The organism is Photobacterium marinum, from assembly GCF_000331515.1.
Lineage (GTDB): Bacteria > Pseudomonadota > Gammaproteobacteria > Enterobacterales > Vibrionaceae > Photobacterium > Photobacterium marinum.
The window spans coordinates 25758-41300 of record NZ_AMZO01000006.1 but is presented as its reverse complement, the minus strand read 5'-3'; the positions used below and the strand labels follow the sequence as shown (position 1 = coordinate 41300).

Sequence of the window (15543 nt, the reverse complement as noted above, 5' to 3'; positions counted from 1 at the left end):
GCTGGATGCCTCCTTCGCTTACTGTAATGTTAATATTGAAGCCTGTGTTTAATAACTTAGCAAACCCGAGGACTTGCATTTGTTATTCACGGGAACCGATAGAGGATCCCGCTTTTGCCGAGCGGCCAGTTACCCTTAATAACTGCTTTGGAACCTTGAAATGCCAAGTAGCCTCTACGCCCGTAATGGGGTAATGGACGGAGCAAAGCTTCCAGCGACTCCAGGCTGTCGGCAGCAATAATTACATATGATTGTCCTTGTGGAGTATGTTGCGACCAAACTTGCGCACTGCTCGGTACCGCTAATTCTTCAGGCATCCCGGGAAGCTTATGAGTACGCAAGAAGGTATCGACTTCAGAACGCGGGCCGATCAACAAAAACGGCTTTTCCGGCTCAAGAGTGCTATTAGGTTGTAATGATGAATCCAACATTGCGCGAGCCAACACCAAGGCTTGTTGTTGAAAAGCCGCTCCCCCCAGTACCAAAGTTTGTGTCTGCCCGCTAAGCAGCGTATCACGCAGGATCGGTGGTGCTTCGCCTGATGCCAAGCGACGAAACAGATTAAAATCGGGGTCAGCCATCAACTCCACAGGCTCGGCAGATAACTGTATCTCTACCTGTGTATGAGTTCCCCTAATCGGAATTAAGTGCTCCACTGGATCTTTTGTGGTCAGAATCCTTACTGGAACTTGCAACTGATAGGGTGGGGCAGATTGCTTGATCTCCAGTGATAAGATCCAGCCATCTTTTTTTTGACGCCTTTTATCAACTTTGGTAAAGGAAATATCAGGAGCCCCTGTTCTATCCAGCCATTGGGCGAAGATAACAGATAAGTCCCTGCCTGCTTCTTCGCTGAAGGCTCGCTCCAGTTCATCCCATCCTGCGATTTGAAAGCGCTGCTCACGCCAAAACCGGCGCAGGGCGCTTTCAAAGACTTGCTCACCCAATTGCCTGCGAAGCATATGGAATAAAAAAGCGATCTTGTTGTAACCGATCACCTGGGATGCGGTGTGGGTCTTACTGGTAAACGTACGGGGTGGCCGATCTCGCTCGGCTGGCAGTGCTGCGTAATCTCGTAACCACTCAAGACGCCGTACTTTAGCCATTTCATTGGATCTCTGCTCAAGAAAAGAGTAATCGGCCAGATAGGTGGTCAGTCCCTCGGCCCAGTTACCATTTTCATAGTCAATATAGACACCGTTGCCCCACCAGTTATGAAGGACTTCGTGACCCAAAGAACTATGTTTGATAAAGGGCAGCTCCAGTACATGCTGACCGATATAGGTGATGCCAGGAAAGCCCAGCCCTACTGGCAGCCTGGCAGCAACAATATGAAAGCTATGGAAAGGGTATGGACCGATACGGCCAGCAAACAGATTGAGATAGTCTTTGCTCAGACCCAGATAGTCATCCGAAAGCGCCTCCATCCCCTCGAAAAAATAGGTCCGAAGTCGATAAGGCTCATGGCGACGCTCCTGGATACGATAGGGGCCAGCAAAGAGGGGAATCCCCCAGGTTGGGGCAGCAAAGTCAAACTGGGCCTGATAATAGCCGCCTTCTTCGTTATCCTCTGTTTCAGATACCAGAAGACCGGGAGCAACCGCCTTCTGTGGTGTCGGTAAACTAACTGAAAGCTTATAAGTGAAGGGGCCTGACTCAAGTTCAGGATACCAGCCAGATCCAGGAGGCAAGTAACTGGCATCGGGGCCGATAACCGGGCGCGGGGAGCGGTTGTAGCCTGAAGTGTCCGTTCGCGGATCTGGTAAGAAAGAACCTGAATAGCTGAGCTCCAGTTTATGTGGTCCATAACTTCCCAGGTCTATATGCCAATGACCATCTTTGCCTTTTACCGAGACTGACTTACCATCGAGGTGTGCTTCATTGATGCTCAGTTCACTTGCAAGCATAAAGCTTAATTTACCGGCTCCATCGATTTCGATACCATCTTTGGCTTGTAGAAAATGCTGATGGGGGATAAGCCTAACTTGAAGGTTGTGCCGCAGAGATGGGGGGGCAGGTACCTCCCCTGAAATCGACGAGGACATGGAACTACTGATGCAGAAAAAAGTAACCAAAGTGATTATCTTCCTACCCCATGCGATCATAGGTTTTTCCTTTTTGGTTCCCTGTTTAAGCACATAAATTTGATAATCCATCCTCTCTATGAATGCGAGAGCGATCGACTCATTACGTTTTTTATCGTCAGAGCGCGCTAATTGGCCCTGTTGCCTCAATCTTTACCGGGTAACCTTCCAGGGAAGAAGGGATTTTATGAGACAATGCAGGCGTATTTTGGATAACGTAAACCTTGATGCAAGGTTTACCTTCACACAGCCCCTGAGCGGTACCGACTACTCCGGCCAGAGACATTAACTTTGCAGTGTGCTCCGTAAGCACTTCCTCTATTGTTTTCATCGGCGTTATAAAATCTCTATAGGCTAGCTTCCTTAAGCGTACCTCCACTAAACCTGGATATACGCTTAATAAAAGGGCTCTAGAAGCTGCGCTAAAAGACGACCGTTACCTCATTAGAGCAGGTAGTGGTGCTGTCAGTCTCGCAGACTTGATAGGTGTAGCTACCGCCACCTCTTCTGTTGATATGGTCAGTGAAAGAGGTCTCTGATGTGGTGTCTATCTGTGTACCATCCCGCTTAATGTCGACATATTCGGAAGTGGCACCACTCCAATTCAGATCGACCTTCTGGCGTCCTTGCACCTTGTAACCTGTTGCCGACAAATCAATAGTAGGCGCGGTGCCAGGCTCATTCACAGCCACTGTTGTGGAGCTGGTATCATTGGATGAGACATCATCGGTCAAGTTATGAACTGCACTTAGGGTATGATCCACCAAAGAACAATCAGCTGTGTCCCAAAAAAAAGTTAATGTCGTGGCTGCTCCCGCTGACAAGCCGCCACTAATGATCTCTGTGCCGATTTCTATACTGGTTGTATCATCCGTATCCGTCAGGACCACGCTGATATCGCCTTCCACTTTCTGGTTACCGGTGTTGGTCACAGTGACATCAACTGTAACGGTATCACCTTGTGTCACGGAAGTTGGGTTAGCAACAACACTTGTTATTGCTAGATCTGTGACTGGTGTAACCGGCTCAGGTGGGGTTGAATCGATAGTCACATCGAAGTGTTTGAGCACAGGTCCAATTGGATTGGCAAATGTATGTGTGTTGCTGCCTGCAAACAGCAGTCCGACAGGGTGGTTACTCATATCAACAATTAGGGAACCAGAATCACCGCCGGCACTAAAATCCCCGTCAATAATGGCGATCTGATCTACAAATCTTGCAACTGTTGTACATGTGCAATTAAAAGGGCCCCGACATTGCTGCTCGTAGCAAACATCCACGTTGACGCTGATACCATCAACCGTTCCTTGAGTCCAGGCGGTTGTCCGGCCGTATTTTTGTACAGCTTGAGGGGGAGTAGAAATTACTGCATCTACGGGGGTCGAACTGGGAGTGCCATAGCCGTTGGAGGGAGTACTATTTCCCAACATATCAGTTGTACTATGGGCTATCGCCGCATCCATAATGTTTTCGCCACCGGAGAAGTTGATCGGCTCAAAATCCGCGAGGCTTCCTATATTATCAGCAGGCGAGCTCCCACCATCAAAGTCCCCTGGTTGAATAACAGAGTCCCCAACCCCATCATTGATTGTTGCACGGGCATCGTTACTGTTGGCAAAAACATGGTTATTACTTAGGGCATAATAAGTAATATTACCGTCAGAGTCTGTTTTAATGACCCTCGCTCCTATGGTACCGGCAGTAATATCCGGATGGCCGGTTGAAACCCCTATCGGTACGGGACGTGGCTGTCGGGCTGTGGGGTCGGTTAAGGCGACGATCATCCCGGTTACCTCTACCTGAGCCGGAATACCTTCAAGGTCCACGGGAATATCAGGTATGCCAGCCCTTACGGTGTATATCTTGATAACGGGCAGGCCATCCACTCCCAGCCCGATACCTGTACCAACCACACCTTGAATATTCATGAGTCTTGTAGTGTGCCTATCTTGTACACCCATCGCTGCATGAATAAGGGGGTGGTCTTGAGTGAGTTCAATGCCCGGGGGAGTTCTGCTCTCTTGGGCCATTGCAGTGTTGATAAATGTACTTTCATCGCTACTAAGGACAGGCGATAAGGCAAATATCAGAGCAAAGAGGCCTAGAGTATACTTTGCATATCGATTTAAAGAATTTTTCATAGCTCAGCTCCGTTTCTCCATATCCTGGCTCGTACAACCATCCATGTTCTGGAATGTCGGCCTGAAAAATCATGCAAGTATGAGTAGTATAGATAGCAATTATATTATTAGGGAGAAAAGCAGGAATTTACTTAAAGATTAAAGTTTCAATGGTATTAATTAGAAGGTGAGGTTCACTGAACGCATATTATGGTTAAATGGCTTGGCACTATTATATTCCCCCCAATTAGGTAGTAATAGCTCAGTACTTGAGGTTTGAGATACTTTTCCTTATGTGGGTATTTTAAATTAGAATATAAAGTCTAACTTGTTTCTGTCCAGAAACGTTTTTTGGGTAATGTTGGGGCTTGTGTGATCGTTCTAAGCCCAAATTGAGAGATAGGGAATATTGAGGGAAATTATCACTGCTACTGGAAGGAATTCTATCGGTGGTAAATTTACAACAGAGATATTTGTAGAGTTAATATTTTGCTAACTATTACTGCAATTTTATGTTAACTATTGATGCATTTTCAGACGTAACTTATTGATAGTTTATTTAGATCATGCTGACGTTATATTGCACGTATCAATCAAGGTGCATCAGAAATGATATCTACCAAACAGGCAGTTATAGCGAAAATGAGTACAAATCAAAGCCTCCGCTAATCGGGGGCTTTGTTTTAGTATCTATCTGTTTATTATCTGCCAACGGTTTTGGAAATTGCCTAAGTAAGATTTGCCCAAAAATGAGTTGCGATTGACATCATAGTGAATAGTAGTGTTCTGATTTTAGAATACATTAACTAATGTCAGGCAAAAGGAAGGACAGGACCCCTATAGTTCTCCTCCAGCTAATATTCTGTTTAGTTCAATATAGCTAACATCTTCGCGGCAAATAGCATAAGATACACGGCCTTTACCTAGCACTGAGCCACTCATCGTAATGACGGATAACACACAGCAAGTGACATTTGCCGATCTTGGTTTGGTTCCAAGCTTAGTCGAGCGACTAGAATCCTTGGAATATAGCCAACCGACTCCAATTCAATCTCATACCATTCCTCACGTACTTGAAGGGCGAGATATTGTTGGTGGTGCCAATACTGGTTCTGGTAAAACCGCCGCTTTTGCGTTGCCAATTCTGCAAAAGATCTACCAGCAAGATACATCACCTAATCGTCGTGGCAACTTCGTGTCTCATCTGATTTTGGTTCCAACTCGTGAGTTGGCATCACAGGTGGCTTACAACATTAAATCCTACTCGTACCATCTTAGAGATAAGATCAAAACGGTTGCGGTATTTGGTGGCGTATCGGTGAACCCTCAAATGCTGGCTCTTCGTGGTGGTAGTGACGTTATTGTCGCAACTCCGGGCCGCCTACTGGATCTAGTATCTAGTAACGCCATCAAGTTGGACCAAGTAAAAACACTCGTCCTCGATGAAGCCGACCGTATGTTGAGCCTCGGATTTACCGACGAACTCAATAAGATTCTTGCACTACTACCAGAGAAGAAGCAGACACTGCTGTTTTCTGCCACCTTCCCTGAGAAAGTTACGAGCTTGGCTAAGGACTTGCTACACGATCCCGTTGAAGTCCAATTACAGAGTGCTGAAGCCAGTACGTTGGTACAGCGTGTGTTTAGTGTCAACAAAGGTCAAAAGACCGCAGTACTTGCGCACCTAATCAAACAGCACCAGTGGCGACAGACTTTGATTTTTGTTAATGCTAAGAATGCCTGTAACCACCTAGCTCAAAAACTGTCAAAACGCGGCATCACTGCGGAGGTTTTCCATGGTGACAAAGGGCAAGGCGCTCGTACTCGCGTGCTTGAAGGGTTTAAGTCTGGTGATATTCAAGTACTTATTGCTACCGATATCGCGGCTCGTGGTCTTGATATAGAAAAACTACCAGTGGTTATTAACTTTGACCTTCCACGTAGCCCTGCTGATTATATGCATCGAATCGGGCGTAGTGGTCGTGCGGGTGAAGTCGGCCTTGGGTTATCGCTTATTGATTACGATGACTATCACCACTTTAAAGTGATAGAGAAGAAAAATAAGTTCCAGCTTGAGCGTGAGCAGGTTGAGGGCTTTGAAGTGGAAGACGATCAAAGCGAAGCCTACTTTGCACCGATGAAACCACGTGCAAAGCCTGCCGGTACGGGTAAAAAGAAGAAAAAGCGCAATCAGTAGAATGTAGTTGGTGGGAGAGAGGGCTAGCGAGTTTGTTTTCTCACTTTAATCGCGTCTTTTATAGTAGTGTAGAGCCTTACTTGAAACGTCAAGTAAGGCTCTTTTGTCTTTCAAGAGTCGATTACGCGCTATCGTACTATCGACGCGTCGAACATCCGCGAGATGAGCGTTTCTTAAATGCAGATGCCGCTTTAGCCTGCGACTTCAGAATAGAATCAACGGTGAGCGGCATCGGCTCTTTCGGTTCAAGACCATGAGGGAAAGTACGTGCTCTCGGTGGTAAGTTATATTCTTCCGCGCTCGCTCGTGGCATGCGCTTAAAGCGATATAGGTAAAAGTTCTCCAGCTTTTCTCTCGCCCATTCGGTTTTCTTTAAATACTTAACGCTACTCGCAATTGAGGGCTTGGTGTTAAAGCAGTTAAAGCGCATTGCGGTATCTAGAATGTCCCAGCCATAAAAATCCACCAACTCTTGCAACATAGTTTCTAGCTTTAGCCCGTGCAGTGGGTTATTGCGTTGCAGTTCGATTCTTTCTTCGTCAGTCATCATTTTAGGGGTCTCACTCATTAAAGGGCGGAGTTTAGCAAAGTATGCAGTGCAGAGATATCTAAAGTCACGATGCGATGATTTGAAAAAAGTATGGGGACAGGTTTTGTCTATTGCCTGTCTAGGTCTCCCATACTTCAGTTAATTTAGTTTTTGCTAATTTTGTAAAGTCGATAGCAAACTTTTGTCCAAAAGTGAGTTGGATGGTGTGGTGTAGAACTGTAAGCTTAGGTCAAACTACACCACCGAATCTGTCAGATCGCGTATGAGTCAGTACAATTAATCCCAAAATAGCGCACTATACAAACCTTACGCAGCCCCAACCCAAATCGTCTTATCTACACTGACATTGGTTCATCACTCGGCTTTGAACCTTTACACAGCTTGTCTTCCTGCTCAGCGTTCATATGCTGTGGTACCACTAACTCTCCTTCATCCCTGAAATGACCGAAGGCTCATTGAGCAGGTTAAATAACAGGCCCTTTGCTGATGACCTCTGGGAATCAGATAAGGCCTTCTTTGGGTTCTCTCTAGATTGCGTCAGTATGTTTTTGATGAACTTGTTGTTAGTGCCTGATAGTTCATACACAAACCTTAGAGTGTCTAGCAACTCGCCCTGAGGCATACTATAAACAGCCATCTCACAACCAAGGCTATCCATGGAAAGTAAGTTGTTCACTACTACTTTACGCTCAGCCTTGAACTTTTCTTTAGCTTTATAAGCATCAATTAAAGCCTGTACTCTATCAGCGATAGCTACTGGCACTTCCATTGTTTTGGTTTCATAAGTCATTACTGCTTCTCCTGATCTAGCGGGGATTTACCTATAGCCTTGGCAATTAAGGGATAGATCATTTCAGATAATTCCAAAGTAATCACCTTTTATTTCCACACTTCAACCTCTTTCACTGGCACAAGTTTACGTTCTAGCTCACATTTCGGCATCAGCCAAAGCTTTAATCTGAGGTAATGCATTGGTATACAAAATGCCTAATGGATTAGACAATCCGCATGCTTAACTTGTCAATATAGGAGCTATAACGAGTCATTCAGACCGAAGCTGGCAAAGTAGATATTTGGGGTGCCAACCTTCCTGAGCATGCCGCCAAGCAAGGGCTCAGTCAGGTCGTAGATCGTAGTGATTAATTGTTGCTTGCGGTTGTCTGATTTTCACCCAATCGTGGTATAGCTGATACTCGTAACGTTTTTACATGGTCTTCTTTGACTTAGTTTATCAAGTGCCTTAGGTATAAAGCTTGATGACTCGTTACACTTAACGTTTTAGATATGACGTTTATATGCTTTGTAGGGGCTCTTATTGCAGGCGTTGTAGCGCAATGAAGCTGAAAACTAAATCGCTTATCCCTTCATTTTGAGTTCGATCTGATTCTCTCGCTAAGCCTGTTAATGGGCTGTATCATATACAACCAAATTAGTCACAGAAGTAGTAAGTTATGTCGTTTCCACCTTGTCCAAATTGCCAGTCTGAATTCGTTTACCAAGATCAAAATCATTTAGTGTGTCCAGAATGTGCTCACGAATGGAATCCATCAGAAGTCGCGGCTGAAGATACCATTACAGTTAAAGATGCCAACGGAACATTGCTTGCAGAAGGTGACAAGGTCACTTTAGCTAAAGATCTCAAAGTAAAAGGCAGTTCACTTGTACTTAAGATTGGTACAAAAGCAGTCATTCGACGAATCGTCGATGGTAAGGATCACCAACTCGACTGCAAAGTTGATGGAGCGGGTGAAATGATGGTGACTGCTCAGTTTGTGAAGAAAGCCTGAAAAATCTTCAATTGCGCTATAAAAATACAATCAAGGTAACCCGTTACACTCGACGGTTTGAGTGACGTTTTGTGTGCTTTGTTGGTTTTGTACGGGGTACCTTATTGCGAGTGTGAGCTGCAAAGGAGTGTTGAGTGACATTAGTTGAACAATTTGAAGCTAAGCTTCTTGAATATATACAAGACGAAATGGTTCAAGATTTAGCACATGACATTAGCCATGTATTACGTGTCGTAAACACGGCCAAATCGCTGTGTCAGAAAGAGCATGCAATTGAAGAGGTAGTTGTTCCAGCTGCTTACTTACACGATTGTTTTTCATTTGAAAAAAATCACCCAAATCGAAGTCAAAGCTCTAAATTTGCAGCGGATAAAGCGGTACATTTTTTGGCAGATATCGGCTATCCATCGAAGTATTTAGGGGCAATACGTCATGCAATCTTGGCACATAGCTTCAGTGCTGATATTACTCCCAAAACGCTGGAAGCTGAAATCGTGCAAGATGCTGATCGATTGGATGCGTTGGGGGCGATAGGAATCGCAAGGTGCTTGCAAGTTAGCTCGAAGTTAGGACGCCCTTTGTACTCAAATGACGATGCTTTTTGTATAAGTCGAGCTCCTGACGATAGTTCGTACACGATAGACCATTTTTATACAAAGCTTCTGTCTCTAGCTAGTACTATGAAAACCGACTCCGCGCGAGCTGAGGCTGAAATACGAACCAGTTTTATGCAAGAGTATCTCAAGCAAATGGAAGCAGAGGTGAGCGGCAACTAGCAAGGTGATTCGTTACACTCGACGGTTTAGTTCGGTGTGTTTTGCTGGTTTAGTGTGGGGCACCTTATCGTAGGTGTTAACCATAAAAAGAGGTTTTATTGAATAACTTTATCGTATTTACAGGTGGGCCCGGTTCGGGGAAGACAACCGCTATTAACTGTTTGAAAGAACTCGGCTATCAATGCGCGGTTTATCCCATTTTCTAGCAAAAAAGTGACTATAACCAGTAATTTATGCAAGCTAGATAAAAGACATAACTCGGTTCTCGGCAAAATGTGTTAGTCCCCTGCTCAAATTCACTCCTTTTCCCGAGTAAAAAAGAATATCCGCTAACTCGCATCCCCCTCAGAAAGTTGGAGGATCCAAGAAGCTATCTCTTCAATTTTGGTTTGGTTGCCATTTAGTAGCCGGGTCATTAAACCACCAAGTAACAAAGCATATGCCTGATTGGCATTCTCTTTGCCTACGATTTTCTTTAGCTCTGCTAGGAATTTGCTGTCAGCCATTTTTAGAAGCTTATCATTCGCTATATCTTGGCTGTCTCTATTTTTGACATAGTCCAGTAGTACCGTCATTTCGCCCTTAAAACGGCTATCCAAGGTTTTTATCAATTGGACTGTGGCTTGCTTCTTGTCTTCAGGTAGAGCTGAAGTACTATCTACGCCGTAAAGTGAGTGTGGCTCCAGCACAAACTCTGTACAGGCGGTAAATAACTCTTCTTTACTGGAAAAGTAATGATAAAGAGCGCTTTTGGACACACCCAATGCTTCTGCAATGCCTCGCATTCCTAATCCGTTCAGCCCGTGTTCTGAAAAAATATCAACGGCTTTAGTGATTAATTCATTACGGTATGCTTCTCGATCAACGATTTTTGGCATGTTTTCGCCCCTTTTAAAGTCCACTTGGACTATATTCTCATTTCCTTTAAAAGTCCACTGGACGATAAAGAGCAAGATTTAAAAGACCACTTGGACCAAAAACCGTTGACAAGATCAAAATTGATCGGCTAATCTTATTTAGACCGATTGGACTAAATAAGATTGCCTTATTGCTCGTCCGTAATAATTTCAAATGAAGGGGACAATATGACCAAAGATCAAATCACCTTAAAAGATGCACCTATCAACTGGCAGTGCAACGGCAAGTTTAATTTCACAACAGGCTATGGTGCGACTAAAGCTGAGAGTGCAATTGCAAATTATGCTGCATTCATAGCACCTGTAATCCTATACTTTTTTGCGTGGAAAGAGCTTGATTGGAGTGTGTTACAACTTGTCGTAGCAGCAGTTTTAACCTTGGATATGATTGGTGGTGTGCTAACAAACTCACTAGGTTCAATGAAGCGGTATCTTTATACCGACCAAAACTTAGATGTTAATTGGCTGGGAAAATTGGTTGGAAGTAAATTCCTATTTCCAGCTATTCATTTTCAATTGTTTGCGATTCCACTGTGTTTTGACATCGCATGGTCTTATGCCTTCTTTTGGTATGGCATGATGATGATATCAATTATATTTATTCACTTTACACCTTTGTACCTACAACGCCCTGTCGCGTTGTTGATCGTAATGCTATCGATCATTCTTGCTCAGCTTATTCCTTCCCCTGTTGGTCTTGAGTGGATAGCTCCAATTTTCATGATTAAGTTAGTGCTTTCTCATGGCGTAAGAGAAGAGCCGTACCGCCGAACATTAACGGAGTAATTAACCGTAAAAACTAAGGGAAATATGATGACGACATCGAAAAAGGTTTTAGTTGTGGGTGCGACTGGTTACTTAGGCCTGTATATTGTTAAGCAACTACAAGAGCGTGGGCAGGACTTTGTTGCGCTGGCTCGCAACAAGCAAAAGTTACTAGTAAACGGGATAAATGAAGCACAGATTATTGAGGTGCAAGTTACTAATCAGAAACAGCTTGAAGGCGTTTGCAATGATGTCGATGTCGTTATCTCTTGCTTAGGTATTACTCGACAACAAGATGGTTTGAAGTATATGGATATCGACTATCAAGCCAATCTAAATATTCTGCTAGAGGCTGAAAAAGCAGGAGTTGACAAATTTATCTATATTTCAGCGCTCAATGCGCCAAAATATTCCAATGTTCGTATGTTGAGAGCCAAGGAAAGGTTTTCTACCCGTCTACTTAGCTCAGAAAGATTACAACCATGCGTTATTAGACCAAATGGTTTCTTCTCTGATTTGGAAGAAATCTATCACATGGCAACAAAAGGTAGTGTTTGCTTGTTTGGCTCCTCATCGATAAAGTTAAACCCAATTCATGGTGAAGATCTCGCTGCATTTTGTATTGAGGCTATTCATTCTAACTTGACAGAACTAGACATTGGTGGCCCTGAAGTATTAACAACTACTCAGATTGCACAGTTTGCTTTTGAAGCACAGTGTAAAGACGTGAATATTGTCCGATTACCTGACTGTTTAAGGCGCTTAACTTTGTGTTTAATGAAACATTTACCTGAGAAGTGGGGTGGTGCTGCTGAGTTTTTCTTAACTGTTATGGGAAATAACTCTATTGCTCCAACCTATGGAGAGCATAAAATCAGGGATTACTATGCAGACATATTTGCGATGGTAAACAAGCCTTGATTATAAAGTGTCTTAAGAGAATAGAGAACGTTTCGATTTAAAAATATGTCAGAGATGAGCGATGTACAGAATGTTCTCTTGCAAGTTCTGCATAAAGTAATGCTGGTAACGCGAATCGCGTGTGAAAGCTTTGTCCAGAACTTAGCAAAATGACCACCGCTACCAAACGGTGGTCACTTTATTTGGGAATGCTAAAAGTTATCTGAAGGGTAAATACAGTCTGTTATTGCTAAATTAGAAATATACAGTTTCATGTTGGTGATCATAATAAACTGCCTTCTTGGCTGTCAGTTTAGTTATGCAATTTTAATTAAATTCGTAAACCTATAAAATAAAAAGTGGAGAGAATAATAATGAAGCATATTGTTATATTGGCATTAAATTATTTTATTATTATGATTCTTGCTTTTATTGTGCCTGGCTTTGTTGGTTATTGGCTTATAAACTGGTTGGTGATGCTATTTTTTGATGTGCAATAAGTAAATGTTAATTGGCGCTTTTTGTGATGGCTGAAATTTTTTCTAATATCGTAATGTTTATTGCCAATGTTGATTAATAGTATCCACTCTATAAATCCCTTACTTAAATCGGTTTAACATGATTCATCCTTCCAATAGGGATGTGTTGTGAGAGGATCATTATACATATAGTGACTGACTATAGATAAAAAGATGTGTGAACTAGCCAACACCTATCAGAAGAGCATGTTGAAAAAGTCATATCAGCTTGGTCGACCAGAAATTATAAGTGCTGTTATACACCTCGTAGTGAAGTATAACTGAGTCGGTGGTTATAATTCCGTTCATTTTCATGGTCCTTTACTTCATTAATTTTAGCGTTTGTCATCAATGGAAATACCTGCTGTCGTAGAACCCATTCGCATGTAACTATTTACAACATTATTATCCTCACAACTGATTTGTGCGGTTTTCATGCTCCGATTTCTTATTTGCAGTTTCACTCTTGTATTGTTGTATCCTACCGCTATCGATCTTGTTGGTTTCCCCCAGATTGCCGCTGACCTTAATGCAACAGAAGCTCAGCTTCACATCGCTTTTTCTGTGTATTTGGCAGGTATGGCAAGCACCATGCTTTTTGCGGGGAAAATAGCTGATTCTGTCGGTCGAAAATCTGTTGCTATTACGGGGGCCGTGATTTTCGCAGGAGCCTCTCTATTCCATTTACGATGATTTGGCACAAGCGCAATGCTTACAATCCCAAGATTTTGTGGCTGAAAGATACCATCAAATCACTTTATTGTTGAAACACTTAAGCATCGCCAACATGCTGAGCACTTGAGCTTTGGCGATCAAACACCTTTTAAGTGGTTTCGAAAAAAATCAACGAATACTCTGGTACGTTTGGGTAAATGTTCCCTTTTGGGATAGAGAATATACAAAGGTAATATCGGGCTTGTTTCCCAATCGGGAACAAGTTGAATAACCTCTTTTCGTTTTTCCTGCGGCAGTTTGGATAGCGCTAAATCATCCAGCATGGTAACACCGCACCCGCTTAACATGGCATCAACCATCGACGAGACAAGATTGACACTGAACGCGCCCTTTAGCTTGATGAGGACTTCTTCCTTGGTCGTTTTATTCTGAAACGTCCAGTTATCTAACATGAACTCTGTATTTCTATAAAGAATGTGGTTGTACTTGTCGAGTTCGGAAGGATGTTCAATCTCACCGTGGCTTTTAATATAACTCTCATGAGCGAATGGCTTGCAATGCAGTGAGCGAAGATAATGCCCGACATAACCTTCCGGCGGGGAGTCAGTCATGAAAAATGCAACATCAAAGCCCGACTCCATGAGGTCCAGCGGACTTTCTGTAAAGATAATCTCTATCTCTAATCTCGGGTACGCCTGATAAAACTGAGCTAAGGGCTCCGTTAACAATATCGCACCGAATGATGCTGAAGCCGCTACACGCAGTTTGCCAACTACCTTTTCTGTTGAACATAACTTTTCGTTAATAACCTCAGCACTCTCAAATAAGTACTTCACCTGCTTGTAAAACTCAACGCCGTCATAAGTAAGGTTGAACTGGCGGGTTGTCCTTTGTATCAACTGAACAGACAGAATGTCTTCAAGTTGCTTTAGCTGCCTGCTCACGTGCGCATTTGAACAATTGAGCCTCCTTGCTGCACCAGCAATACTTTTTTCCTCACACAGTGCGATGTAGATGGGGATATAGGTGAGCCACTTTATTTCCATATGGTAATTCTGAATAACTAGATGAGTGCTACTGGAAATAATAGAGAGGATTTAAACTCCCGGCAATACAGAGAGTAGGAAGGTAACAGATGCAGTTATTCAACAGTTGGCTTGAGGGCCAAAACTTAAAAGAGCATGTCTCCAACCCCAATATTGAGGTTGGAGACTACAGCTATTACTCGGGTTTTTATCATTCAAAGTCGTTTGAAGATCAGGCTGTTCGCTATTTGCTGGGGGACGAGTCGACCAAGGAAGTATGGGCAAGCGGTCAGTTTGGAGATGTAGACAAGCTGCGCATAGGAAAGTTTTGCTCCATCGCGTCGGGAGCCACTTTTATGATGGCGGGAAATCAGGGCCATCGCATTGATTGGATCTCAACATTTCCCTTTTCAGCAGAAACATTTGGTGGCGATGTTCAGGATGGATTCCTGAGAGCGGGTGATACTGTAATAGGCAATGATGTTTGGATTGGCAGTGAGGCGATGATTATGCCAGGCGTTCAAATCGGTGATGGTGCCGTGATAGGTGCCAGGGCTGTGATTACAAAAAATGTCGAGCCTTACTCTGTCGTTGTCGGTAACAATATCGTGGTAAAAAAGCGATTTGATGAAAAGTCGATTCAATCACTGTTAACGATAAAGTGGTGGGATTGGCCGCTGGAACATATTAAGGGCGCGATGAAATTGCTGTGCAGCGGGCAAATTGAGGAATTAGAGCGATACTTCTTCACGAATTTGTCAGTCTGATCCAGATAGCTTTTGTGTTTCAGAACGAATATCAGCAGTTCGATATAACTGTAATCGGGCAGCAGCCTGCCCGATGATCCAAGTTTTGTATCGCTTGTCTGAAGGCTTATTAAGTGTCGGATTTGGTGTTGTACATTTTCTGATTTGTCTTGTCGGACTCAGACCAGAAATTAATGTTGAACTGGGCATCGTCACTTAGTTCGATCCGATGCCAGTACTGCGGAGGGCTGGTAGCAAAGTTACCTGCCGGGATAACGACTTTAATTTCCGGCTCGGTGGCGTTTTCGTCGGCAAAACCGAAGTAAGTTACAACACCTTCCATTACACAAAGCTGGCCGAATACACCTTTAGCTGTATTGTGATGGGAAAGTAGCGCCGCAGGTACGTTCTCTTTGGTAAAAAATGGCGTTGAGCGTTGGATTGTCCAGTTTTTGGGAATGCGTTGATGACTCATAATATCTC

15 protein-coding genes and 2 pseudogenes are annotated in these 15543 nt (G+C 43.6%); 9 read left to right on the top strand and 8 right to left on the bottom strand.

Annotated features, from left to right (window positions below; translation table 11 throughout):
• Positions 1–86 precede the first annotated feature (86 nt).
• The 3 genes from C942_RS04840 to C942_RS24300 all read right to left on the bottom strand — a co-directional run bounded on the left by C942_RS04840 (position 87) and on the right by C942_RS24300 (position 4225).
• Positions 87–1907, bottom strand: a complete 1821-nt coding sequence (locus C942_RS04840) for a M1 family metallopeptidase (RefSeq protein WP_157372561.1) — start codon at positions 1905–1907, stop codon at positions 87–89.
• A 295-nt stretch (positions 1908–2202) separates the two neighbouring features.
• Positions 2203–2415, bottom strand: coding sequence for a hypothetical protein (locus tag C942_RS04835; RefSeq protein WP_036798823.1), 213 nt, complete (start codon positions 2413–2415; stop codon positions 2203–2205).
• 91 nt (positions 2416–2506) lie between these two features.
• Entirely contained in the window at positions 2507–4225 is a 1719-nt protein-coding gene (locus C942_RS24300; RefSeq protein WP_007463108.1) for a CARDB domain-containing protein, read from the bottom strand.
• Positions 4226–5150: 925 nt separating this feature from the next.
• Between C942_RS24300 and C942_RS04825 the strand changes: the two genes are divergently transcribed.
• A complete protein-coding gene (locus tag C942_RS04825; RefSeq protein ID WP_007463106.1) occupies positions 5151–6401 on the top strand; it encodes a DEAD/DEAH box helicase in 1251 nt (416 codons plus the stop codon).
• A gap of 136 nt (positions 6402–6537) precedes the next feature.
• On the opposite strand, the gene C942_RS04820 is transcribed toward C942_RS04825, so the two are convergent.
• Positions 6538–6951, bottom strand: coding sequence for a VF530 family protein (locus tag C942_RS04820; protein WP_007463104.1), 414 nt, complete (start codon positions 6949–6951; stop codon positions 6538–6540).
• A gap of 418 nt (positions 6952–7369) precedes the next feature.
• Positions 7370–7741: a hypothetical protein gene (locus C942_RS04815; protein ID WP_007463102.1), complete on the bottom strand. Its 372-nt coding sequence runs from the start codon at positions 7739–7741 to the stop codon at positions 7370–7372.
• Positions 7742–8402: 661 nt separating this feature from the next.
• Between C942_RS04815 and C942_RS04810 the strand changes: the two genes are divergently transcribed.
• The 3 genes and pseudogenes from C942_RS04810 to C942_RS24985 form a co-directional block, all read left to right on the top strand.
• Positions 8403–8738: a zinc ribbon domain-containing protein YjdM gene (locus tag C942_RS04810; RefSeq protein ID WP_036798821.1), complete on the top strand. Its 336-nt coding sequence runs from the start codon at positions 8403–8405 to the stop codon at positions 8736–8738.
• Between the two features lie 134 nt (positions 8739–8872).
• Positions 8873–9514: an HD domain-containing protein gene (locus tag C942_RS04805; protein ID WP_007463098.1), complete on the top strand. Its 642-nt coding sequence runs from the start codon at positions 8873–8875 to the stop codon at positions 9512–9514.
• 98 nt (positions 9515–9612) lie between these two features.
• A pseudogene (locus tag C942_RS24985) lies at positions 9613–9702 on the top strand (AAA family ATPase); the annotation flags it as partial.
• Between the two features lie 141 nt (positions 9703–9843).
• On the opposite strand, the gene C942_RS04800 reads toward C942_RS24985, so the two are convergent.
• Positions 9844–10392 carry a TetR/AcrR family transcriptional regulator gene (locus C942_RS04800; RefSeq protein WP_007463095.1) on the bottom strand — a complete coding sequence of 183 codons (549 nt, stop codon included), beginning with the start codon at positions 10390–10392 and terminating at the stop codon, positions 9844–9846.
• Positions 10393–10599: 207 nt separating this feature from the next.
• Here C942_RS04800 and C942_RS04795 point away from each other — a divergent pair, with 207 nt between their 5' ends.
• The 4 genes and pseudogenes from C942_RS04795 to C942_RS04785 form a co-directional block, all read left to right on the top strand.
• Positions 10600–11217 (top strand): hypothetical protein, encoded by a 618-nt coding sequence (locus C942_RS04795; protein ID WP_007463094.1) that lies wholly within the window; start codon positions 10600–10602, stop codon positions 11215–11217.
• A 27-nt stretch (positions 11218–11244) separates the two neighbouring features.
• Entirely contained in the window at positions 11245–12117 is an 873-nt protein-coding gene (locus C942_RS04790) for an SDR family oxidoreductase (protein ID WP_007463093.1), read from the top strand.
• 353 nt (positions 12118–12470) lie between these two features.
• Positions 12471–12596 (top strand): DUF4017 family protein, encoded by a 126-nt coding sequence (locus C942_RS25290; RefSeq protein WP_007463088.1) that lies wholly within the window; start codon positions 12471–12473, stop codon positions 12594–12596.
• Positions 12597–13049: 453 nt separating this feature from the next.
• Positions 13050–13292: pseudogene (locus C942_RS04785) on the top strand (MFS transporter); the annotation flags it as partial.
• A gap of 134 nt (positions 13293–13426) precedes the next feature.
• On the opposite strand, the gene C942_RS04780 reads toward C942_RS04785, so the two are convergent.
• Positions 13427–14335, bottom strand: coding sequence for a LysR family transcriptional regulator (locus tag C942_RS04780; RefSeq protein WP_007463084.1), 909 nt, complete (start codon positions 14333–14335; stop codon positions 13427–13429).
• Between the two features lie 89 nt (positions 14336–14424).
• Between C942_RS04780 and C942_RS04775 the strand changes: the two genes are divergently transcribed.
• Positions 14425–15081 (top strand): CatB-related O-acetyltransferase, encoded by a 657-nt coding sequence (locus C942_RS04775; protein WP_007463080.1) that lies wholly within the window; start codon positions 14425–14427, stop codon positions 15079–15081.
• A gap of 109 nt (positions 15082–15190) precedes the next feature.
• Here C942_RS04775 and C942_RS04770 read toward each other — a convergent pair whose 3' ends face one another.
• Positions 15191–15535, bottom strand: a complete 345-nt coding sequence (locus C942_RS04770) for a DUF1971 domain-containing protein (RefSeq protein WP_007463077.1) — start codon at positions 15533–15535, stop codon at positions 15191–15193.
• Positions 15536–15543: the final 8 nt, after the last annotated feature.

Coding starts and splice junctions, on each gene's coding strand:
- C942_RS04795 (WP_007463094.1), top strand. CDS start 10,600: ATGACCAAAGATCAAATCACCTTAAAAGATGCACCTATCAACTGGCAG.
- C942_RS04790 (WP_007463093.1), top strand. CDS start 11,245: ATGACGACATCGAAAAAGGTTTTAGTTGTGGGTGCGACTGGTTACTTA.
- C942_RS24300 (WP_007463108.1), bottom strand. CDS start 4,225: ATGAAAAATTCTTTAAATCGATATGCAAAGTATACTCTAGGCCTCTTT.
- C942_RS25290 (WP_007463088.1), top strand. CDS start 12,471: ATGAAGCATATTGTTATATTGGCATTAAATTATTTTATTATTATGATT.
- C942_RS04770 (WP_007463077.1), bottom strand. CDS start 15,535: ATGAGTCATCAACGCATTCCCAAAAACTGGACAATCCAACGCTCAACG.
- C942_RS04815 (WP_007463102.1), bottom strand. CDS start 7,741: ATGACTTATGAAACCAAAACAATGGAAGTGCCAGTAGCTATCGCTGAT.
- C942_RS04810 (WP_036798821.1), top strand. CDS start 8,403: ATGTCGTTTCCACCTTGTCCAAATTGCCAGTCTGAATTCGTTTACCAA.
- C942_RS04835 (WP_036798823.1), bottom strand. CDS start 2,415: ATGAAAACAATAGAGGAAGTGCTTACGGAGCACACTGCAAAGTTAATG.
- C942_RS04820 (WP_007463104.1), bottom strand. CDS start 6,951: ATGATGACTGACGAAGAAAGAATCGAACTGCAACGCAATAACCCACTG.
- C942_RS04780 (WP_007463084.1), bottom strand. CDS start 14,335: ATGGAAATAAAGTGGCTCACCTATATCCCCATCTACATCGCACTGTGT.
- C942_RS04825 (WP_007463106.1), top strand. CDS start 5,151: ATGACGGATAACACACAGCAAGTGACATTTGCCGATCTTGGTTTGGTT.
- C942_RS04800 (WP_007463095.1), bottom strand. CDS start 10,392: ATGCCAAAAATCGTTGATCGAGAAGCATACCGTAATGAATTAATCACT.
- C942_RS04840 (WP_157372561.1), bottom strand. CDS start 1,907: ATGCTTGCAAGTGAACTGAGCATCAATGAAGCACACCTCGATGGTAAG.
- C942_RS04775 (WP_007463080.1), top strand. CDS start 14,425: ATGCAGTTATTCAACAGTTGGCTTGAGGGCCAAAACTTAAAAGAGCAT.